We start from the raw sequence: 22,813 nt of genomic DNA, 5'->3' as shown, positions 1-22,813 counted from the left end.
TCACCATCCTTAATTTTATAACAAGCTGATCTATTATCTCTTGTGCTTCTGCTTCTGTTAGAACCCCATTTTTCAAATCTCTTTCTATATATATATCTAAGAATGTAGTATTTCTTCCTATAGACATTGCTGCTCCATTATTTTCTTTTACTCCTGCTAAATATCCAAAGTATAAGAATTGAGCTGCTTCTACAGCATTACATGCTGGTTTTGATATATCTATGCTGTAAGATGCTGCCATAGCTTTTATTTCACCTAAAGCTCTAATTTGCATTGATACTTCTTCTCTAAGTCTTATAAGTTCATCTGTAGTTGGTCCTACTAGCTCATTTAGATCTTTTTTCTTCTGTGCTGTTAAAAAGTCTATTCCATAAAGTGCTATCCTTCTATAATCACCTATTATTCTTCCTCTACCATAAGCATCTGGAAGTCCTGTAAGAAGTCCCACTGTTCTTGCTTTTCTTGTAGCTTCTGTATAAGCATCAAACACTCCTTGATTATGAGTTTTTCTATATTTACTAAAATAATTTTCTATATTTTCATTCATCTTAAACCCATATTCTTCTAAGGATTGTTCTACCATCCTCATTCCACCAAAAGGATTCATTATTCTCTTTAGTGGTGCATCTGTCTGAAATCCTACTATAACTTCATTTTGCTTGTCTAAATAACCAGGTTTAAAATTATTTATACCTGAAATTTCATTGGTTTCAACATCTATAATTCCTTTTTTGATCTCTTTTATAATTAACTCTTCTGCTTCTTTCCAAAGCTTATTAGTTTTTTCTGTTGGTGCTTCTAAAAAACTTTTATCTCCTTCATATGCTGTATAGTTTTTTTGTATGAATTCTCTTACGTCTATTTCCTCTGTCCATATACCTGATTTAAATCCTTGCCATTGTTTCATAACCATACACGCTCCTTCTATTCGATATTTTATTACATTTATTTTAATTTAATTACCTTTTATGTTCTATCTGATAATACTATTATATACTTTTTTATCATCTGTATCAATACCTTTTTTCATTGTATTTACTAATTTATAATTTAAAAAATAGTACAGAATTTATAACTGTACTATTTTTCTTTATTTATCTACAATACATAATTTTTTATTTTATTTTTTATATTATATAAACTGCTATTTTAAAATATTACAAAAAATTACATAAAATTATATTTTATTAATAAAAATAAGGGTTAATACTAAAATTAATTCTAATTTCAGTATTAACCCTTCTAATTTTTTTGATTCTAAAAGAATAATAGTTTTAAGTAAAAAATTTCATAATATAATATTTACTAATCCTACTCATATCCTTTTAACAAGTTTTCAATTTCAGTTCCTAACTGATGGCCTTGTTTATACGAAGACATGTGCTCTAATGATACACTTTCTTTTAAAAGATCCTTTCCCATAAGACTATCTATTATCCCTTTTTTAGCTGCTGGAACGTGTCCTACATGAACATCCTTTATATCTTCTAGCTTAAACTTATCCATTAACTTAATTCCCCCTTACATACATTTTTCATTAATTATTATTACCTCATAATATAATAAAAATGCATATTAGGACTTTATGCAATTACACTTCATAACTTATTGGATAAAAACTATTTCAATAATTAATCCGATTTATTAGAATACTCATGCTCCACATATTCTAATTTCTTTAACATATCTATTATATTTTTTTGTAAATCTTCATCAACCTTTATGCTACTGGAACTAATATAACTTTCTGCAATTTTTAATCCCTTTATAATGTCACTAATTTCCTTTAAATTCAAAAGCATTAATATATCTTCTTTCATTTTTAAGCCCCCTTCTTTTTTCATATTTTACTTTTAAGAGGATATAAAAACCCATTCAGCTGGTGCTAACGTATAAAATTTTATTTTAATATTTATACAAAATTAAATTTGTTCAGTAACCGCAGAATAAATTTTACCTCAATCAAGTTATACTTGATCTATTCAGTATATTTAAGAATAAGTTTATAAAAATAAAATTTTTATTTAAAAATAACCTTTATTAATTAGTAACTCTACTATTTTAATATAATATACTACAAATTATATAAAATGACAAGTGATGTAAATTAGCTATCACTTGCCATTCCTCATTTGTAAATTAACTTTTTATTCACATACTAAAAATTCGCTATAAAATCGCAATATTCCTCTAGCATATATTTAGTATAAACCTTCTTTCCCATAAGTCTATATATTATATCAGACTTTTTGTATCCCTCTTTGTATAATTTATATTCCTTAAAAATTCTTTTTAGCATACCTTTATTTATATGAAGTAAATCAACCAATTCATCTAAAATATAAAAATCTTTGTGTAGCAACATTTCTAAATTTTTTTGAAGCTCCAGCTTATATTGCAAATCTAACTTTCTATTTTTATGTGGTCCTTCCTTACCTCTATGATGTTCATGACAAAGATACTTAAAATTTAGTGGAAAGTCAATTCCTCCCTGGCTTCTGTAAACTATATGATGCTTATCCGCTTGTCTACCGCAGATTTCACACTTTAGCAAATTTTCCCCTCCTAATACTTAAAAATCATTTTAATTGATTCATCAATTTATACTTAAATTATACCATAGGCTTAAAAGTATTACACTTTGAAAAATTATGAATTTTTCTATTTCAACACATATATTTTATGTTAAATGCTATAATAAAAATATATGTTTTTAATTTCTTAATAGTGCAGTTTGATTAAAAAAATACAATAATAAAATTTTGTGTATAGTTAATATAATTATTTCTTTAAAATTCAGAAAACTTATTAAATTTTCTGAATTTTAAAGGAATAATAATTTCATTTATAGAATATTTTTATATTAATTGTAAAATTAAATTTTAATTAATATAAAATAAGTATCCATTCCATTTCAACACGGCACCAAGCATACGCACTGTGCTACTTTTTATTTTTCATAATAGTCCTAATAAGTACTATTAACAAAAATATAAATAATATAGAAAATACAGGAAGTGCTGAATAATATATTATTTTTCCAAAATCCATATATATCACCCTTTCAAACTGTTATATAAATCGTTATATTAAGTATATTCTATAAATATAAAATATTCTATAGTTTGCAACGAATTCTTTATTTATTTTATAAGTATATATCAAACTTGTAATTTGTCAAATAAAAATATGTTATAATTTAAATAAATTTTATATTTTTACAAAACATTATTTTTATAGGAGGTAGTACATTTGAGATCAACTTTATCTCTACTATTTATTATAAATGCTATAGTTTCTATAATACTTATAGTACTTGAAAGAAAAAATCCCGAAAAAACTATTGCATGGCTGCTAATTTTTATTGCGCTGCCACCTTGCGGATTGGTTTTGTATATTTTTTTAGGAAGAAATTGGAAAAAACACAAATTACACAATGAAACAAACATCAATATAGAAGAGTTAATTTATGAAGCATCAAAAGATATAAAAGATAATAGTTATTCATCCTTAATAGAACTTCTCTCTAAAAATAGTGAATCTCCACTTTTTACAAACAATACAATCAAAATCTTTAAAGATGGCAGTGAAAAGTTCAAATCACTAAAAGATGAATTGTTAAAGGCTAATAATCATATTCATCTAGAATACTATATAGTAAAAAGCGATACAATAGGAAATGAAATAAAAGATATACTTATAAAAAAGTCTTTGGAGGGTGTTAAAGTTCGATTTATTCTCGACAGAGTTGGTTGCATAAGAATAAAAAAGAAATACATACAAGACTTAAAGGATGCAGGAGTAGATGTAGTTCAATATTCCTATTTTTTAGCTCCTATCCTGCGTCATATTAATACACAAATAAATTACAGAAATCATAGAAAAATTGTAGTAATAGATGGAAGGGTTGGTTTTGTAGGAGGTATTAATATAGGTGATGAATATATAGGCAAAAGCAAATATGGATATTGGAGAGATACTCATATAATGGTCAATGGTGATTTTGTTCTGGGGCTTCAAGCTGTATTTTTAGACGATTTTGCTACTATAAAAGAAGCTAACAAAGAACTTTTCTATTATGATGATAACTTCGAAGAATTTTTTCCATCTACAGAAAATAATAATAAAAAATTAATGCAATTAATAAAAAGTGGTCCTGATTCTGAATTTCCAGCAATTGAGCAAGCCGTACTCAAAATGATATCTTTAGCAAAAGATCATATTTACATTACTACTCCATATTTTATACCAAGTGAAAGCATTTTAAATGCTCTAAAAGTAGCTTCCTTAAGTGGAGTTGATGTTCATATACTTTTTCCTGGCAAATATGATCACATTTTAGTTCACTATGCTTCAAGAACTTATTTAGAAGACCTAGTAAAGAACGGAGTAAGATTGTACTTTTATGATAAACATAATTTTGTACATGCAAAAACTACATCTATAGATGGTAAAATGTGCACAATAGGCACTGCTAACATGGATATTCGAAGTTATGAATTAAATTATGAAATTAATGCTGTAATTTATGATGAGGAGACTACGGAAGAACTTGAGACTTTATTCTTTGAAGATTTGAAAAAAAGCAAGAGAATCACATTAGACTATTTCAACAATCTTTCCCCTTATACAAAAGCATTCGAAGCATTTTGCAGAATTTTTTCATCTCTAATGTAAGACATCTTCAAAAATAATAAGTGGTGAAATTAAAATTTTCACCACTTTGATTCATATCCTTCTTTAATTAAACCCTTTCTATAAGCTATAAGCAGCTTTTCCAAATCCTTCACTTGACTCTTAAGCTCCAATCCTTTATCAGTATCTGCTACTCGTTTTCTACTAGCTACATGTTCTAAAATTATAGTAGATGACAAAATATCCTTATCATTTTTAACAGCATCCTTTATAGCCGCAAAAGGTTCATGAGATGTTAAAAGTAATCCATATGAGTTATAAATCAATGTATATCCTGCTATTCCAGTTTGTGGTTGATATGCTTTACAAAATCCACCGTCTATTACAAGAAGTCTTCCATTAGCTTTTATAGGACTTTCCCCTTCTTTTGTCTTAACTGGTATATGTCCATTAACAATATGTGAGTTATCAGGATCTAAATTGAATTCAGCTAAAATATTCTTGCATATCTTTTCATTATCTCTGTATTTATAATAATGATTTTTCTCTTCATAATGTGTATCTTTATCATTTATAAAATATCTTTCAAATGTAGTCATTCTCTTTTTTCCAAAGACCGGTGAGTTTGGACCGCACCATAAATACCACATCATATCCATACCATAATTTTTAAGTTCTATATCATTTTTAAAGAAGAACGAATCTCTTGCTACACGATCAAATCTATCCAGCAAAGCTTTTCCACTATATTTTATATTTCCTATTTTAACCTCTTTAAAACTTCCATTTTCATTTAATGGAATACATCCATGGTATAAAAGGTTAGAATTATATGCTAAATACATGTTTCCTTTACTATACAAAAATTTAATATGCTTTTGAAGCTTTTCACTATTTACGAAGGAACGGGTTAACTTATTTATCAGTTCTCTCTCTCCATCTGTTAACTCGTAAGGATTTTTCCAATCTATAGTCGGGAATGTAGTATCATTTAACTTATATGTTTTTCCATATAAATTTATTTCTCCTGTTTCTATATTTATTTTATCTAATAGCATCCTATCATCCATCTGAAATTCTGGATGTTTCTTAACAATACTGCCTTCCACTTTAAATTGAATTATTGAAATTGCTTTGTGCATTTTTGCTAAAAGATTTAGCTCATTATTACTTATATCTTTATCTAAAGTTCTAGGTTTAAAACCTTTGCATTCATCTTTTTCATAAAATTCCATAGAATAAGTAGCAAGTGGTAATAAATTAATTCCATATCCATCTTCAATAGTTCTTAAATTAGCATATCTTAAAGATATTCTAAGAACATTACATATACAAGCTTCACATCCTGCTGCTGCCCCCATCCACAATATGTCATGGTTTCCCCATTGAATATCTACAGAATGATGTTTTATTAGGGCTTCCATAATAATATCAGCACCAGGACCTCTATCATAAATATCACCTATAATATGAAGTCTATCTACTACTAAATTTTGTATAACTTTGGATATAGCTATAATAAATTCTCCAGCTCTATCTATATCTATTATAGTTTTTATAATTCCATTATAGTATGCATGTTTGTCCGCTCCATCTTCTTGCTCATGAAGTAATTCTTCTATTATATATGCAAAATCTTGAGGCAGAGCTTTTCTCACTTTTGATCTTGTATATTTCGAACATATATTTTTACATAATTCAATAAGTTGATATAAAGTAATTTTATACCAATCTTCTGCATTAACCTCTGTTTGTTTTATCAACTCCAGCTTTTGTTCTGGATAATAAATAATAGTAGCTAAAGCAGCTTTTTGTTTTTCCCTTAAAGAATTACCAAAAACATCATCTATTTTTCTTTTAATAACTCCTGAAGCATTTTTCAGCATATGGGTAAAAGATTCATATTCTCCATGTATATCACTTATAAAGTGCTCTGTTCCTTTTGGTAAATTTAAAATAGCCTGTAAATTTATAATTTCTGTACTTGCACTTGATATAGTTGGATATTGATTAGAAAGTAACTGAAGATATCTAAGATCTTTTTCTATTATTTCTAAATTATCTTCATCATAGAAAATCATATTTCTTCTCCTTCTATAATTTTTCATTTTTATAATAATGTTATACTTTATTCTATGCTAGCAACATATTTACTGCTATTAGCACAGTAATAGTATAGCATATTTATTTATATTTGAACAATTTATATTTCACTGCTAATATTTAAACAAACTTTCGTTTCTTAATATTTTAAAGCTTTATCTATTCTTATCTTTATGTAATAAATAACTTATAGTTTCCTAAACTCCGTGAAACATACTTTTTTTACATTTTTCATGTTTTATTTTTGTTTAATGAAATTTTTTCCATATTTTTTTTATAATTTTATATTTATTAGAAAAAATGCATTTTCCCATTGACTAATAATAACATTAGTGTTATTATTTAAGTAATAAAAGTCGAATTTTGTTTTAGGAGGAAAAAAATGAAGTCAACAGGAATTGTAAGAAAAGTTGATGAGCTTGGAAGAATAGTTTTACCTATAGAATTAAGAAGAACTCTTGATATTGCTATTAAAGATCCTTTAGGAATATATGTAGAAGGAAATCATATTATATTAAAAAAATATAATCCTTCTTGCATGTTCTGTGGTGATGCTAAAGATGTAGTAAACTACAAAGGTAAAAATATTTGCAAGCATTGTTTCGAAGAATTAAAAAAATCCATATAAGCCAAGCTATGCAAGATATATCATAGAATTATATCTTGCATAATTTATTTTATATACTTTTTTTTGCAAAAGCGCAATTTGATTTGTAGCTTTTTATTTTTTTCTTTTATTAAAATTTTCTAAAAATTCTTTAACAATCATTGACTTTCATCCACACTATGATATAATTTCTATTAACAGCTTATATATATTGCTGTTAGTAGTTCTTAATATGATTTGTTTAAAACTCTTTCCCCGAATATATGATATTTTCTCTTCTTTTAATATTTAAATAAAAAATTTTTGACAATATTTATGGGTACTATTTAAATTATATCTTTCAATAGAAAGGATTGATTTAAAATTCAAAAATTATATAGAATCCCTATACTTGAATTAAGAACTACTTAAAACAGCTGATTATGCATTTAACACAATCAGCTGTTTTTTTATTTTATCAAATTTTAAATTTATTTGTTTCCAAATTAAGCTTCTGTGCTACTTCATTTAGTTCTGATGCAAATTTTGAAACACTCTCTGTATTCGCTAACATCTCTTCTGATGATGCTGAAATTTCTTCTGAAGATGCTGAAGTTTCTTGTGACACAGCAGTAACTGATTCTACCTTATTCATGATAATTTCCTTAGACTCCATTGTTTTTTCAATGGATTTATAAGTATCATGTACTAACGGTGATATTTTAGATGACGCATTAAGCATATCTTCAAAAGATTTCACAGTTATATTTACTGTATCCTTTTGCTCTACTAAAAGATTTTTAACTTCTCCTGATGTACTCATTACCTTTGAAGTTTCATTGCTTATAGATTGAATTAAGATTTGTATTTTTCCTGTTGATTCTTGGGATTGTTCTGCAAGTGTTCTCACTTCCTCTGCTACTACAGCAAAACCTTTTCCTGCCTCACCAGCTCTAGCAGCTTCAATAGCAGCATTTAGAGCAAGTAAATTAGTTTGTTCTGATATTTCATTAATTACATCAGTTATACTTCCTACTTGAGATACACTTGAATTTAAATTAGCAATCTTATCAGATACTATATCAAAAGATTCTTTTATATTTTCAATAGATTTCAAAAGAATTTCTATCTGAGATTTTCCTACTTTAGCTTTTTCTTCTGTTTCCTGCGAACTTTCCTTAACACAAGATATTTTACTGTATATATTTTGGAGTTCTTCAGATAAGTTAGATATATTATTAACCACATCAGCTAAATCATTTGCTTGCTTTGTTGCTCCGCTAGTAACATCCTGTATTGCACTTGTTACTTCATCAGCTGCACTGGCCATTTGCTCAGCATTATTACTTAAATCAGATGACATGCTGCTTACTCTAGAAGCTTCATTTTTTAACTTTCCTATAGTTATCTTTAAACCGTCTGACATGGATTTAAAACTTTTTCCTAAGACTCCAATTTCATCATTACTTAAAACTTCAATTTCATTATTAAATTCTCCCTTTGCAACTTTTCCAGCTACTTCTACCAAACTATTAAGTGGTTTTGTTATTTTTTTAGCAACTGCAAGCATAATAGAAGCAAATATTACAAATGCAATTATTGAAATCATTACTATCATTCCTACCATAGCATCAATAGTCTTATGTACACTTTCTGTAGAAAGCCCTATATCTATAGCTCCTATATGAGTACCATTCTTATAAACAGGTACAACTACATCATATACTTCAGTTTTTCCTTTATATTTATATGTAGATGAGTAAATTTTTCCATCCACTGCTGCCGTTTTGCTTCCCTCATCATCAAGCACTTTTCCTATTCTATCTTTTTCGCTATGAGCTGTTGCTTTTAAATTTTTATCTATAAATAAAGCATAGACTATACCTTTATCACTAGACATTAATTCATTAATTAAAGATTGAGTTTCCACACTTGCATTTAATTTTTGAACTTTATTAGCAAGTACTCCTATTTGGACTATTCCTCCATCAGGTTTTCTAACATACCCGTATTTGTAATAATTATTATTCTCTCTACTCTTTCTTATATTCTCCATTAACTCTGTTCTTTCTCCTGTAAGTACAGCATAGGATATATGCTTACTATCAAAAACAGAACCTATGCTAGATGGTAAATTAGCATATACTATCTTACCACTAGGATCTGTAACATTTATTTCATCCACTTCAAATTGTTTTGCTAACTGAACTAAATAATCACTGTTCATTTTATCTGAATTTACTGCTATAAAGCCTCCTAATGTTTTTATTCTGGTTTCTACAGATTCATTCAATGTATCCATAGTACTGCTGTTTTTACCCATTTCACTGGATATTTCTTTTCCTATATTTGTCCCATTTATTTTCATTTGTTCCATGAGCTTTGATTTTGTTTCCAATATAGATGCTGTGGCTATTACAACTATAACTGAAAATATAATAATTAGAGGCATAACAAGAACTTTAAATTTTATAGATTTACTTTTAGACAAAAAATTTTTATTCATATATCTAGTCCTTTCTCATAAGTTTTTTACAAATCCTTTAACATTATTTTGCACAATGTGATTTATACTACAATTTAATTATGTTTTACTAAATTGCAATAATAATAATATCATACCTTTTATTTAAAATCATTAATTATTGGAATTTTCTATAGATGCATGTATTAATCTCATAAAAAATAATGAATAGCAATTAAATTGCCATTCATTATTTATAAATCTCTATAGTAGTACCATTTGGTGCATATTGTTTTAATATATTAATATCTTCATCAGTTAATGCAATACATCCATAGCTCCAATCATATTTATTTCCACCGCCATGTAATCCTACTTCTCCACCTAAAGCTGTATTCCATGGTGGTTGCCTTTTATCATTCACTGCTCTTTCTATTTTTTTATAAGTAGCTTCATTTATAAGTCCCTTTTGTAATCCTCTTTTAGCATCTTCAATATTTGGATAACTTATACCAATAAAATAAGTATATTTTGTATTTCCATTCCTATAGCATATATAATAGCTTCCTTCTGGAGTTTTATTGTCTCCTTCCTTTTCTTTATATCCTTCTGGAGACCTCCCTAACCCAATTTTAAATCTTCCCACTAATTTATCACTAGAATAAAGTTCTAATACTCTTCTTTTTTTGTATACCTTAATTGAAGCCTTTTCAGAAACAGCTTCCTGTTTATTAAAAAAAAGCTTTTCATTTTCTTTTGTAGAATCAGCACTTTTTTTCACCGAAACTTGTTTGGAATTATCAGCTTCTTTTGTCTTTATATACTTTTTTATGGATATTCCAGAAATAAGCACAATTAAAAAAATACCAAATATTAAAAATACCAAAGGGAATTTTTTGTAGTGATTTTTCATGTTATACCTCCAGATATTTTAACGATGTAAATTTTCTTTTCTTAATATTAATTTTCGTTAATTTTTTCATTTTCATTACTTACTATTTAAACTTTATTGCATAAAATTTTCATTTAATGTTTTTTCAAATTCCAATTATTGATTTAATCCATTGTATTAAGCTTTCATTTTTCTTCCCCATTACTTTAAATTGATTATATCTTTTATTATATCTGTCTAAGCTGGTATTATACTCTTCTAAACTATTTCTATACTCCGATAACTTTTTATTATAAATTATAATACTGTTATTCCATTCTTCTATATTATCAGATTTTAATTTTCCTAAATTTGATTTCATTTGCTCAAGTTCTTGATTTTTTTTAATTAATTCACTGCTCATCTTTTCAATATTTTTTCTATCATTTTCAATAGAAACACTCATCTCTTGAACTTCTTTAGAATTTACAGTTGATTGACCATTCCTTAAATCTACAAGACCTGCTACTAAAACTAGAAGTAAAATTCCTAATATAGTTATTATTTCAAACATAAGTGACTTGAATTTATTCACAAATATCATCCCCTAAATCACTATTGCATCATTTACTATTAATTCTATAATATACTTATTTTACCATATGTTTCAATATAATATATTATTCTAAAATAAAAATTAATTTATAAAGTGATATTAGATAATCTTGAATTTAAACACAAAAAATCCACAAACCTTTATGTAAAGTTTATGGACTTCAATAATTGTAGTATTTTAAATTATTGTTTAGAATATTTTCGTGTGAACCTTTTACATTTTTCAATAAAAGTACTTACATTATTATTTTCTAACCTTATCCTTTCTGATGTCATACCACCTCTTCCTAATCTATCACATAAAGAAAGCAGTGCTACCTCTTTAAAATCCCCTTCTGATACCATATCTTTAATGTTGGCAAAAGGCATATCTTTAACCACAAAAAGAGTCTGCATATGCCATCTTACTAAATAAGAAACTTTTTTTATAAAATCTTCACCACATCTAAATTCTCTCAAAAAATCTACTGAAAGTTCTTTTCCAACTTTGTCATGATCATAAGATGTTATTTTTCCCTTTCGCATCTTTGTAGTTGGCGACTTTCCTAAATCATGCAGTAATGCTGCCCACATAAATGCCATAGGATCTTTACTTTTATCCTTTCTCTTAGAAGCCTCATCTATAACAAGCATAGTATGATTCCAAACATTTCCTTCTGAATGATGCAGTGGAGACTGAGGAGTTTGCATTAAATCCTTAAGCATAGTTATTGGATATATTTTTTCGAATAATTCAGTTTCAGTTATAGAATTAAAATATTTAGATGGCTTTTCATCTTCCAACAAGTGTTTATTAAAATTCTCAAATATCTCTTGTAAATTTTCCATATTAAGTACCTCTTTAAAATAATAATATTTAAATTATACTATTTATTTTCCCAAAAGTTCTTTATAATATTTTCTACTTCTTTAACATTTCTTACAATAGTATTGGCATCCCAATGTTTTGGAAAAAGTTCTCTATAATTTCTATTTGAGAATCTTTCATCCATTAACATAACTACCCCTCTATCTTCTTCTGTCCTTATTACTCTACCAGCTGCCTGAAGTACTTTATTCATTCCTGGATACATATAGGAATATTCATACCCCATATTATTTTTATCATTGAAATAATTCATTATTATATCTCTTTCGAAACACAGCTGAGGTAATCCAACTCCGACAATTCCTACTCCAATTAGTTTATCACCCTTCAAGTCTATCCCTTCCGAAAACATACCTCCTAAGACAGCAAAGGCAACCATGGTTTCTGAATAATTTTTAAATCTATCCAAGAAAGTCTTTTTTAATTCCTCTGACATAGAACTTTCCTGAATTACAGCATTAATGTCAGAGTATTCTTGACAAAATATATCATATACATTTCTCATATATACATAGGAAGGAAAAAATATCAAGTAATTACCCTTTCTACCACATACTAACTCATGTATATATTTTGATAATAAATTATAACTACCTTCTCTATTTTTATATTTAGTAGATATTCTATTTGCAAGAATTAATTTCATATTTTCCTTTTGAAAAGGAGATGAAATTCTCATTGTATAATCCTGTTCATCCCCCCCTAATACTTCTTTAAAGTAGCTTATTGGTGATAATGTAGCAGAAAAGAATACTGCAGCTTTTCCTCTCTTTACCGCCTCATTTAAAAGATAAGAAGGGTCCAAACAAAAAATTTTTATCTTAATATCATCTCCCAATTTTTCTACATATGTAGTGAACTTATTATCATAAAATTCACTTATTCTGGTATAGGATAAAACATCAAAATATAATTGTAAAAGTTCATCATAACCTTCCAACTTATTATTTTTAGCAAGCCACTCTTCTGATTCTTTTGTAAATCTTCTTAATAAATTATATATATCTTTTATTTCTTCTTTTTGAACATAAATATTTCTATCTTCTTCTTCACAAATTTTCCTAAGTTTTATCATATATGAATTTATACTAGTCAAAGCTTTAGCTATTTGAGGTTCTTTTTTTGTCATTACTTTCTTTAACTTTAAAAAAGGCTTTTTATAAAGTTCAGCTGAGAACATTTCCCTTCCTCTATCTGCTAAATTATGAGCCTCATCAATTAAAAATACATAATCCTCTTTTCCATTTTCAAAAAAACTCTTTAAATATACTTGAGGGTTAAAAGCATAATTATAATCGCAAATAATACAATCAACCCACAGAGCTATTTCTAAAGAAAATTCAAAAGGACATAACTTATTTCTTTTTGCATATTCTATTATTACTTCTCTACTTATTAAAGTTTCTTTGCTTAAAATTTTATTTAGTGCATCATTTAATCTATCATAATGTCCTTTAGCAAACTCACAATCCTCTGGATTACAGGAAGGTTTATCTTTGAAACACACTTTTTCCTTTGCAGTAATAACCAAAGTTTTTATTTTTAAACCTTTATTATTCATATTTGTCATACATTCCTGCGCGACATTTGCAGTTATGGTTTTCGCTGTAAGATAAAATATTTTAGAAACAAGTCCTTGCTCCATAGCCTTAATAGCTGGAAATAAAGTAGATATAGTTTTTCCTACACCTGTAGGTGCTTGAAGAAATATTTTACTTTCTTGCTTTATAGTATTATATACTGCTACTGCTACTTCTCTTTGCCCCGGTCTGTATTTATCAAAAGGAAAATTCATATTTTTTATTGAAATATTTCTTTTGTCAATCCACTGATCCATAAAGTTTGCCCACCAAAAATATTTGTCCAGCAAATCTAAGAAAAACAATTTTAGCTCTTCCATATTAAAGTTTTTTATAAAATATTTGCTTTCATCAGCACTTATACTATAATAAGTTAATTGTACATATATATCCTTTAGATCGTTTTGAACAGCATAAATATATGCATAACATTTAGCTTGTGCCATATGAAGAATATTATAATTCTCATCTATTAATTCCAAGGGTTTGTTTACAGTTTTTATTTCATCTATAATAATTTTTTCTTTCTCTACTATTACGCCATCTGCACGACCCTCTATAATAAAACTAAACCCTTTATATTCTATATTATATTTTAAACTTACCTCAGCATTATATTGTCTTTCTATACTATTTTCTTGTTTATATTTTTTTTGAAGTTTTTGATGTGCTCTTGTTCCTTCTAATGCTCTACTACTTCCTACAAATTTCGAATCTAGATCTCCACCTCTTAACACAAACTCTACTAAATTTCGAATGGATACTTTTATTTTCTTATCATCCATCAAATCATCTCTTTTCTAAATACAGTTGTATATTTATATATTTTAGCAACAAATTCAACTTTAGTACATACAAAATCTTAGCTCAATATAATGAGCATAAAATGATAAAGTATTGAAAAAATTAATGTACTAATATTCCTTACTTGCATTATTTTGTACATATATTATAATTTATTATATAACATGTAAAAAAACTATTAACTTTTTTAATTATTGAACGATAATGTTTTTGAATTATAATATAAATTAGACTATATTTCTAATTTAACTATAAAACTTACGAAAGGAAGGTGGCATAATGAATAAATCAAAAAAATTAGTTTTTGCTTTTTTTATATCTGCTTCCCTAATGAATGCTAAATGTCTATTACATAATTCTGTGCATGCTGCTGGAATCATGCCAAATCCACAAGATGCCTCTTATGTAAGCGATTCAAATATTTTTACTAAATATGGATATAAGGGACAGTGTACTTGGTTTACTTACGGAAGAGTTTTAGAAAAGTTATCTATAAACTTACCTTCAGAATTCTATGGAAATGCCGTAGATTGGTGGTATGCTAATGCAAAAGACAAAGTATACAGTTATGGTTCTGAACCTAAAGCTAATTCTATAGTTGTCTGGGGCGGTGGAAATAAAGGCTATGGTCATGTTGCCTTTGTAGAAAAAGTAGAAGGAGATACTGTATATTTTAATGAGGGTAATTTCAATATTAGAGGCGCATATGATGGTCAATTGAAATCTTTGTCTAAAGAAGAAATAAAAAACAGAGGAAACTTATTTCTAAAGGGATATATCTATGTATCATCATCTTCTAATAATTCAAATAGTGGACAACCTAATAATTCAAATACTAATAGTAATAACACTCAGCCAGAACAATCTAAGTCCGCCAACGGATTGGTTAATATTTCCAGTTACAGTTCTACTCTCAATGTAAGAAGTAGTGCTAGTGGATCTTCAGGAGTTATAGGTTCTCTAAAAAAGGGAAGTTCTGTGAATATAGTTGCTGTTAGTGGTGACTGGTATAAAATTAAATATAATTCATCCTATGGTTATGTAAGTTCTAAATACATAAGCCTTGGTTCAAGTCAACCTGCAATCAATAATTCTACCACCACCAATACTGCTAATGTTACTAATTTAACTTCAAATAAATTTGGTGTTGTAAATTTAAGTAATAAATCTTCTTCTCTCAATTTAAGGAATAATCCTTCAGGTAGTGTTATAGGTAGCTTACCTTATGGAACTAAGCTTCAAATACTAGGTACTTCTGGTAGTTGGTATAAAGTAAATTCTAATGGAACTGTAGGCTACGTATCTGCTGATTATATTTCTATTTCTTCTGGAAATACTGTTACTACTACTACTGCTGCTACTAATTCTCAGCCACAAGCTGGGGGAAAAGTTGGCACCGTAACTCTTAGTAATAAAAATTCAACATTAAATTTAAGATCTGCTCCATGGACAGGAAGAATACTTTCTGAGCTTTCTTATGGCAGTAAGGTTCAAATATTATCATCTAGTGGTCGTTGGTACAAAGTACAAGCAGGATCTGCTGTTGGATTTGTACATTCAGATTATATAGCATTATAAAAGTATTGCGAAGCAAAGCTTCGCAATACTTTTATTTTATACATATATACTTTTTAATGAATCAATATTGGTAGTGCAATGATTGATATTATAAACACAACAGTAATTATTATACTTTTAGCATTTCCAAAATTAATGGTCCATCCTATACCAAATCTTTTTTCTACAAAGATGGCTGGATCATCCTTATTTACATAAATACTATTGGCTAACTTCCAATACTTATCATCATCTCTATCTTGTACTTTTTCATTCTCTTCATCCATACTTTCAACTTTAATTTTACTTCCACCTTGACCTGTTTTTACAGACATAAATATACTACTGATAATTATAAGCATTGTTATTGTGAATATAACAATCATACTAGTTTTAGCACTCATTTTTATAACTTGAAGTATGCTTAAATTTCCTATAGTAAATAAAATATTTATAGCTATAGTCATCAATATCATATAAGCCGACCATCTATATCTAAATATTCTGTTTCTTTCTTTAGATGAATGGGGATTTGAAGCACTTATTTGCTGCTTTGACCATCCAATAATTTTATAACAAAAAAACATAATTATAGTCATAAAAATCTGTGCTATAGGCATTTGCATAATTAGCTTATATGATTTTGGAGTCCACCCATTTGCCTCACCAGCAAAATTAAAATGAGTTGGCACAATATCAGGTAGGTTATCATATACTCTATATCCTATATATAAATTTATAACTATCATAAATAAAGATATTAAAAACCACCATGGTGATACTAACATGCTTTTCCCTTTCTCTTTAGTAAAATTAGTATCAATAACAACTACTGATTTTTTATTTTTACCCCAATTTAATTCATTTTTTACTTTTTTTACTTCCTTATTAGCTATAAAATAAACAAAAAAACTTATTACTAAATAAACTAATATTAATACAACATTCAATATTTCAAAATAAGCATTAAGATAATAGCACAATAAAAATACTATAATTATATATGGTATTAAAACTACCATATTGTTTCTTACATACTTCTTATAAACACTTTTTAATTTTTCACTTTCAAGTTGATTTTTAGGTATTCTTATACCAAAATATATTTCTTTTCTAGTAAGTCTAGGCATTAAAACCTGAATAAAAAATATTAAAATTACAATTGATATTATTGACATTGATGATATTATTCTATTATCCATTTTTATTCCTCCAAATTTGAAAGACTAATTTTATCATTATTTCACATTTTGTTTGTTAAAACAATTTATATTTTTACTATGTATATTCCTTAAATATTTTTTCACTAATGTTCAAAAAATTTTTTTCATCTACACCTCTACAGTAGGCTTCTGCTATTATGTATCTCAATTCTTCTGATAAATTTTCCATATATTCCTCAGAATATGTTCTCAGCATTTTATTTATTATAGCACCTTTTCTCCTATCTATAGTTATAAAGCCATCTATTTTAAGCATATTATATGCTTTGTTAACAGTATGCATATTTATTCCTATATCCTCTGCCATTTGTCTAACTGAGGGAAGACCATCTCCTTCTTTTAATTCACCCTTTGCTATACCTTGTATTATTTCCCTCCTTAATTGAACATATATGGGTGTATCTGATTCAAAATCTATTTTTATTAACACAATACTTCACCTCCATACATAAATGCAAATATGTTATCATGCATATTTGTTATATTGATACTATAACTAATATAACAAATTGTCAATATATAAAGCCTGCATCCAAGAATTACAAATTTTTCATGTGTACAAAAATAAAGATCAGTAAAAAATCTTACTGACCTTAATCTTTTATTATATACCTTTTTCTTTTAATTCACCTGAATTGTTTATTTTCTCACCATTACTATCAAAAATTTTTTTCAAATGTTTTTCCGTTGTAAATACTGTTACTGACAATACTGGAACAAAAGCTATAAGTGGAACTAAATATGGTTTATTCGCAATAAAAGCATAGGAAATTTTCCCTATAATTATCAAAACAATACCAGCTATAATATATTGATTTGATGAATATCTATTTCCTTCATCCCAAGTTTCCTGATTTATCATTGATATGGGTGTCCTATATCCATACCAAGAATTAATTTTCTTTGGTCTTACTATTTTAGGTATTAACCCAAATGCCAATGTTACTAAACCAAAAATCAAAGAATATACCATATAATACCATCTCCTTTTAAACAATGTTTTATTTTATACATGAGACTTTTTTCATATAAGTAAACCGTTCACATTAAGCTATAAATTTTAGCTTTCTACTCATGTCACTATAATAAAACAAAACTTATAAAAAATCCAGTATATTTTTATAATTCTGTCAGACAATTTATGTAATACAATTTTCTAATATTCCATATATTCAATTCATTTCAATCTACTAAATATAATATCTATTTTTGCCTATCACTACCACTAATTTTCTTCTGCATTTTTTCTTCTAAGTTATTCAATAATTCTTCACCTTCTTGTCCATCTTCAGGATAGGTAACAAAAACACTTTCTATTTCATAATCCTTGTATTTAGAATTTTTATTTTTAATTTCTCTATAGCTGCTTTGTATGTTCTTCTCTATTTTATCCATAGGATTTTTATCTTTCCATGGAATAACCCCTACAAAATTTGAAAAACCATGCTTTGCAAATAAATCTGGTAATTTAAATAAACTTTTTAATTTTTCATATACTGAATCTATCAAAATTAAATATGTTTCTTTTATATCAATTTTCTCTTCATATAGATCTGAACCTGGCTTTACCAAACTTACCATCATAATTGAAACCTTTGTATTTTCTTCTTTTGCCTTACCTATTTGTTTTATCATGTACTCTTTAAAGTTTAAGTAAATTATTTCTTCTGGTTCTTCTCCTTTTTCATGTGACACAATTAAGTTATCTATTCTTCTCAAAAATATTTTTGGATCAAATGGTTTTAAAATATATTCAGAAATTCCCTCTTTTATACATGTTATAAAATCCATTCTTGTATTCATTTTAGTTAATACCATTATAGGTATTTTCAAATTCATTGCTTTGATCTTTTTTAAAACTTCAAATCCATCTTCAGTACTTAATCCAACTTCCAATATTATTAGGTTTATCTCACTCTTTTTATCATAAAGCTTATTAAAAAAATCAAAGGACGTAGCAGCTTCATAAATTTCTATACCTTCCTCAGCTAATAATTGCTTTACTCTATATCTTATATATGCCATATCATCTAATATTATTATCTTATACATACTTACCCATCTTTCATATAATGATTACTATTTTGCTTATTAACATGCAAATTTTAACATAGCTATTTTGTTTAAAAATATAGCAAATAGTATCTACATCCTTAAATAATTTTAACTAAAATTTACACTTTCTTCAACCATTATCTTAATTAACTTTAAATTGGTATCAAGTATTTTATGCCAACTTTTAAAATAACTCTCTTTGCAAATCATACTTATTTATCGTTTATAACATCTATAATTTTATATATTTATTAAAAATAAAATTTTTAGAATTATTGTTATTTATCAAAATTTTTAACTATTCAAATATTAATTCACAGGCTGTGGATAACTTTGTGGACAACTTGTATATAAACTGTATATAACATGTTTATCATATATAAAAATATGCCGCACCTATGTTAAACCTCTTAGGATGCGGCATTTATTTTAATCTATTTCTCCACGTCAGTTTATTAATTCATTCCACCATCTATTGTTATTATTTGGGCAGTAATATATTGTGCAGCATCACTACACAAAAAAACAACAGTTTTACCTACATCTTCACCCTTGCCAAACTTACCTATAGGGATCTCTTCTTCTAACGCTTCTCTTTCTTCTTTATTTAAAAAACTATTCATTTCCGTATCTATGACACCTGGCGCCACTGCATTTACTCTTATATTAGAAGGCGCCATCTCTTTTGCTAAAGCTTTCGTAAATAAATTCACAGCTCCTTTAGAAGCAGAATAGATTGCCTCACAGGATGCTCCAACATTCCCCCACATTGAAGATACGTTTACTATACAGCCAGCTTTTTTACTAACCATATGTGGAATAACATTATGAGAACAATTGATAACTCCATTTAAATTTACATTAATAATTTTTTCCCACTGATTTTCGTTCATATCCATAAAAAGACCTATGTATGAAATTCCTGCATTATTAACTAATATATCTATTTTCCCAAAGTGTTCTATCGCACTATTTATAAGAATTTTAGCCTGTTCATATACACTAACATCTGCTTTTACTATAATAGCAGCTCTCCCAATTTTTCTAATTTCTTCTAATGTTCTTATAGCTTCTTTTTCATTGTTTATATAATTTATTACAACAGATGCTCCTGCTTTAGCCATTTCTAATGCTATATCTCTTCCTATACCTCTAGAAGAACCTGTAACTACTACCACTTTTCCTGTTAAACTTTCCACTTTTGAATATTCACTCCCTTAGTACAAAATTACACTTGTACTATTATACCACTACTTAACTTTCTTTACATAATTTAATCTTAAATTCACTGATTGATTGTAGTAATTGTTCTGCTCCCTGTGCATTTTTACTTGATTTATCACATATATGTAAATTTTCTTCTTTAAGATTTTCTATATTGTTAACTATATTAGTTGATGCATCTGCGCATTCACCCATTGACTCTGTCAAAGTTTTCATATTCACTGTCATTTCTTCTATTGAAATATAAATATCTTGTAATAGTAAATTAAATCCTTCTATTATACTTTGAAATTTACTTCCATCGTTTTTATAATCATCGCTTACAACCATAATTTTATCATAACTTTCTAATATCTCATTATCTATAACATTTAAAATAAATTTTGATGACTCAGAAAGCTTTTCTACTGAATTTAAAACATTTTTTACATTTTCCTGTATATCTTGAACCACACCATTAGATTGCTCTGCTAATTTTCTTATTTCATCTGCTACTATTGAAAAACCCTTTCCATGTTCACCTGCTCTTGCAGCTTCAATGGCAGCATTTAAAGCTAATAGATTTGTCTTTTTAGATATATCTTTTATAACTTCTGCCATTGTAGATATATTTTCAACAACTTTTGTATTCTGTAAGGCTGCATTTAATTTTTCTTTTGATTCAGAATAAATATCTAAAATTTTAGTCCTTGAGTTTTCAGTTTCATTCTTCATTGAATTTGCCCTACTTTTTATACTATTAGCTAACTCTAAACCATTTCTTGCTTCTTCTACAGTATTATTTATTTCATCTTCTATATTTAAGGACTTACAAGTTAATTCTTCGATATATGCAGAAGCTTGCTGCATATTAGCTGAAATTTTATTAGATTTATGCGAAACATTTTCTACATGCTCATGTATTTTTTCAAACATACTATTTATATCATTAGTAGATTGTAAAGTATCTTTTCCATTAAGCTTTACAGAATAAATAATCTTTTCCACATTATTTATAGCCGTATTTAGTGAATTAGCTACTTGTCCAAATTCATCTTTTCTACCTATGCTTATTCTATGACTTAAATTACAATTTGATAATTGTTCTGCATATTTTTTTATTTTTAATAGTGGTTGTTTTATAGATTTTGATATTAAAAAACCTACTACCATACCAATCAATATAAATAGTATAGTCATAATTATAAATTTATATTTTAACTCATTTGCTTCATTAAATATTTCCTGTTTAGGTATAGTTAATGCCATAGACCATTCTGTATCTGGAATAGGAGCATATGACATAAACATTTCTTTACTATCTTTAACATAATATCCAGAACCTTTTTCTGCTTTTATCATCTTACTTTCTAATTCTGCTAATGGACCTAATCTTTTATCTTTCTTAACATTTTTAATAGTATTATCCTTGTTTAAAACTAGCTTTAAATCTTTATGTGCAACTTTAGTACCTTCTTTGTTTATTATAAAACTATATCCACTGTTACCTACTTTGGTTTTTTGAACTATTTCATTTAATTTTTTAGTAGTCATATTAGAAAATAGAGCTCCAATTACTTGTCCACTTTCATTTTTTATAGGCACTGCTATAGCTATAATTTGTTCTCCTTCTACATTTGTAACTGGGTCAGATATGGAGGATTTACCTTTTAATGCTTCTTCTAAGTACAAATTATTTGCTGAAGAAAGATCAATTTGAGTTTTCTCTCCACCTGCTAAATAAACTAAACCATTAGGTCCAATTATATTTAAATTTATATATTCTAAATCTTTAGCTTCTGATAAAAGTATAGGACTTTGTATTTGAATGTTCATAGATCTAATTTCTGGTCTAGAAGCTATCTCATTCATTACTCTAATATCTTGTTGAATAGTTGAACTTACTAACGCTGAACTATCATAAGCTTTGGATTCTAAAAAAGATCTAATAGTATATTCCAAACTATTGTAAGAACTACTATATGAAACATAACCTAAAATTCCACATACGAGTATAAGCAATGTAGTTATTTGCAACATTATTTTAATTCCAACACTGTTTATAAAATGGATTTTTACAATATTCTTTATCTGTAATTTAGTTGAAATGTTTCTCATTATTATCCTCCTCAATTTTAACATTAAGTAATATTTCCATTAATTATTTTACTATTAAAAAGCAATAATATTATTAAATAACAAATACTTTAACTTATTTTTAACAGTACTGTATAATAAATTAACATAAT

At 27.0% G+C, this 22,813-nt stretch carries 19 protein-coding genes; 3 read left to right on the top strand and 16 right to left on the bottom strand.

The window, feature by feature from the left end:
• From EG57_RS0200970 to EG57_RS0200955, 4 genes are all read right to left on the bottom strand, one after another.
• Positions 1-913 (bottom strand): pyruvate formate lyase family protein (locus EG57_RS0200970; protein ID WP_032075442.1); only part of this gene is annotated, 913 nt, incomplete at its 3' end.
• Between the two features lie 398 nt (positions 914-1,311).
• A complete protein-coding gene (locus tag EG57_RS0200965; RefSeq protein ID WP_032075441.1) occupies positions 1,312-1,506 on the bottom strand; it encodes a hypothetical protein in 195 nt (64 codons plus the stop codon).
• A gap of 125 nt (positions 1,507-1,631) precedes the next feature.
• Positions 1,632-1,820: a hypothetical protein gene (locus EG57_RS0200960; protein WP_029160108.1), complete on the bottom strand. Its 189-nt coding sequence runs from the start codon at positions 1,818-1,820 to the stop codon at positions 1,632-1,634.
• A gap of 338 nt (positions 1,821-2,158) precedes the next feature.
• Entirely contained in the window at positions 2,159-2,554 is a 396-nt protein-coding gene (locus EG57_RS0200955) for an HNH endonuclease (protein WP_032075440.1), read from the bottom strand.
• Between the two features lie 698 nt (positions 2,555-3,252).
• Here EG57_RS0200955 and cls point away from each other — a divergent pair.
• Positions 3,253-4,677: a cardiolipin synthase gene (gene cls / locus EG57_RS0200950; RefSeq protein WP_032075439.1), complete on the top strand. Its 1,425-nt coding sequence runs from the start codon at positions 3,253-3,255 to the stop codon at positions 4,675-4,677.
• A gap of 38 nt (positions 4,678-4,715) precedes the next feature.
• Here the strand turns inward: cls and EG57_RS0200945 are convergent, their stop codons facing one another.
• A complete protein-coding gene (locus EG57_RS0200945; RefSeq protein WP_032075438.1) occupies positions 4,716-6,716 on the bottom strand; it encodes a fructose-bisphosphatase class III in 2,001 nt (666 codons plus the stop codon).
• 404 nt (positions 6,717-7,120) lie between these two features.
• Here EG57_RS0200945 and EG57_RS0200940 point away from each other — a divergent pair, with 404 nt between their 5' ends.
• Positions 7,121-7,366: an AbrB/MazE/SpoVT family DNA-binding domain-containing protein gene (locus EG57_RS0200940; protein WP_029160111.1), complete on the top strand. Its 246-nt coding sequence runs from the start codon at positions 7,121-7,123 to the stop codon at positions 7,364-7,366.
• Between the two features lie 436 nt (positions 7,367-7,802).
• On the opposite strand, the gene EG57_RS0200935 is transcribed toward EG57_RS0200940, so the two are convergent.
• The 5 genes from EG57_RS0200935 to EG57_RS0200915 all read right to left on the bottom strand — a co-directional run bounded on the left by EG57_RS0200935 (position 7,803) and on the right by EG57_RS0200915 (position 14,507).
• Complete coding sequence (locus EG57_RS0200935) at positions 7,803-9,830, bottom strand: methyl-accepting chemotaxis protein (RefSeq protein WP_084572135.1); 2,028 nt, start codon at positions 9,828-9,830, stop codon at positions 7,803-7,805.
• 208 nt (positions 9,831-10,038) lie between these two features.
• Entirely contained in the window at positions 10,039-10,701 is a 663-nt protein-coding gene (locus EG57_RS0200930) for a L,D-transpeptidase family protein (RefSeq protein WP_032075437.1), read from the bottom strand.
• A 124-nt stretch (positions 10,702-10,825) separates the two neighbouring features.
• Positions 10,826-11,254, bottom strand: a complete 429-nt coding sequence (locus EG57_RS0200925; RefSeq protein WP_029160114.1) for a hypothetical protein — start codon at positions 11,252-11,254, stop codon at positions 10,826-10,828.
• A gap of 203 nt (positions 11,255-11,457) precedes the next feature.
• Positions 11,458-12,102, bottom strand: a complete 645-nt coding sequence (locus tag EG57_RS0200920) for an HDIG domain-containing metalloprotein (RefSeq protein ID WP_032075436.1) — start codon at positions 12,100-12,102, stop codon at positions 11,458-11,460.
• Between the two features lie 38 nt (positions 12,103-12,140).
• Entirely contained in the window at positions 12,141-14,507 is a 2,367-nt protein-coding gene (locus tag EG57_RS0200915) for an ATP-dependent DNA helicase (RefSeq protein WP_032075435.1), read from the bottom strand.
• A 298-nt stretch (positions 14,508-14,805) separates the two neighbouring features.
• Between EG57_RS0200915 and EG57_RS0200910 the strand changes: the two genes are divergently transcribed.
• On the top strand, positions 14,806-16,104 hold the full coding sequence (locus tag EG57_RS0200910) for an SH3 domain-containing protein (RefSeq protein WP_032075434.1): 1,299 nt from the start codon (positions 14,806-14,808) through the stop codon (positions 16,102-16,104).
• Between the two features lie 53 nt (positions 16,105-16,157).
• Here the strand turns inward: EG57_RS0200910 and EG57_RS0200905 are convergent, their stop codons facing one another.
• The 6 genes from EG57_RS0200905 to EG57_RS0200880 form a co-directional block, all read right to left on the bottom strand.
• Entirely contained in the window at positions 16,158-17,285 is a 1,128-nt protein-coding gene (locus EG57_RS0200905) for a DUF1648 domain-containing protein (protein ID WP_032075433.1), read from the bottom strand.
• A gap of 76 nt (positions 17,286-17,361) precedes the next feature.
• Complete coding sequence (locus EG57_RS0200900) at positions 17,362-17,736, bottom strand: GntR family transcriptional regulator (RefSeq protein WP_032075432.1); 375 nt, start codon at positions 17,734-17,736, stop codon at positions 17,362-17,364.
• A gap of 174 nt (positions 17,737-17,910) precedes the next feature.
• On the bottom strand, positions 17,911-18,279 hold the full coding sequence (locus EG57_RS0200895; RefSeq protein WP_052037701.1) for an SdpI family protein: 369 nt from the start codon (positions 18,277-18,279) through the stop codon (positions 17,911-17,913).
• Between the two features lie 230 nt (positions 18,280-18,509).
• Positions 18,510-19,358 (bottom strand): response regulator, encoded by an 849-nt coding sequence (locus EG57_RS0200890; RefSeq protein ID WP_032075431.1) that lies wholly within the window; start codon positions 19,356-19,358, stop codon positions 18,510-18,512.
• 458 nt (positions 19,359-19,816) lie between these two features.
• Complete coding sequence (ymfI, locus tag EG57_RS0200885; RefSeq protein WP_032075430.1) at positions 19,817-20,560, bottom strand: elongation factor P 5-aminopentanone reductase; 744 nt, start codon at positions 20,558-20,560, stop codon at positions 19,817-19,819.
• Positions 20,561-20,615: 55 nt separating this feature from the next.
• Positions 20,616-22,682, bottom strand: coding sequence for a methyl-accepting chemotaxis protein (locus EG57_RS0200880; protein WP_032075429.1), 2,067 nt, complete (start codon positions 22,680-22,682; stop codon positions 20,616-20,618).
• Positions 22,683-22,813: the final 131 nt, after the last annotated feature.

The organism is Clostridium drakei (assembly GCF_000633595.2).
Taxonomy (GTDB): Bacteria; Bacillota; Clostridia; order Clostridiales; family Clostridiaceae; genus Clostridium_AM; species Clostridium_AM drakei.
Note: the sequence above shows the minus strand (reverse complement) of the source record. Positions and strands in the feature narration are given on the sequence as shown.

What these genes read in the sequence shown, in the direction of transcription:
- EG57_RS0200965 (WP_032075441.1), bottom strand. Translation starts at nt 1,506, where the DNA reads ATGGATAAGTTTAAGCTAGAAGATATAAAGGATGTTCATGTAGGACAC.
- EG57_RS0200960 (WP_029160108.1), bottom strand. Translation starts at nt 1,820, where the DNA reads ATGAAAGAAGATATATTAATGCTTTTGAATTTAAAGGAAATTAGTGAC.
- EG57_RS0200945 (WP_032075438.1), bottom strand. Translation starts at nt 6,716, where the DNA reads ATGATTTTCTATGATGAAGATAATTTAGAAATAATAGAAAAAGATCTT.
- EG57_RS0200940 (WP_029160111.1), top strand. Translation starts at nt 7,121, where the DNA reads ATGAAGTCAACAGGAATTGTAAGAAAAGTTGATGAGCTTGGAAGAATA.
- EG57_RS0200935 (WP_084572135.1), bottom strand. Translation starts at nt 9,830, where the DNA reads ATGAATAAAAATTTTTTGTCTAAAAGTAAATCTATAAAATTTAAAGTT.
- EG57_RS0200930 (WP_032075437.1), bottom strand. Translation starts at nt 10,701, where the DNA reads ATGAAAAATCACTACAAAAAATTCCCTTTGGTATTTTTAATATTTGGT.
- EG57_RS0200920 (WP_032075436.1), bottom strand. Translation starts at nt 12,102, where the DNA reads ATGGAAAATTTACAAGAGATATTTGAGAATTTTAATAAACACTTGTTG.
- EG57_RS0200915 (WP_032075435.1), bottom strand. Translation starts at nt 14,507, where the DNA reads ATGGATGATAAGAAAATAAAAGTATCCATTCGAAATTTAGTAGAGTTT.
- EG57_RS0200910 (WP_032075434.1), top strand. Translation starts at nt 14,806, where the DNA reads ATGAATAAATCAAAAAAATTAGTTTTTGCTTTTTTTATATCTGCTTCC.
- EG57_RS0200905 (WP_032075433.1), bottom strand. Translation starts at nt 17,285, where the DNA reads ATGGATAATAGAATAATATCATCAATGTCAATAATATCAATTGTAATT.
- EG57_RS0200895 (WP_052037701.1), bottom strand. Translation starts at nt 18,279, where the DNA reads ATGGTATATTCTTTGATTTTTGGTTTAGTAACATTGGCATTTGGGTTA.
- EG57_RS0200890 (WP_032075431.1), bottom strand. Translation starts at nt 19,358, where the DNA reads ATGTATAAGATAATAATATTAGATGATATGGCATATATAAGATATAGA.
- EG57_RS0200880 (WP_032075429.1), bottom strand. Translation starts at nt 22,682, where the DNA reads ATGAGAAACATTTCAACTAAATTACAGATAAAGAATATTGTAAAAATC.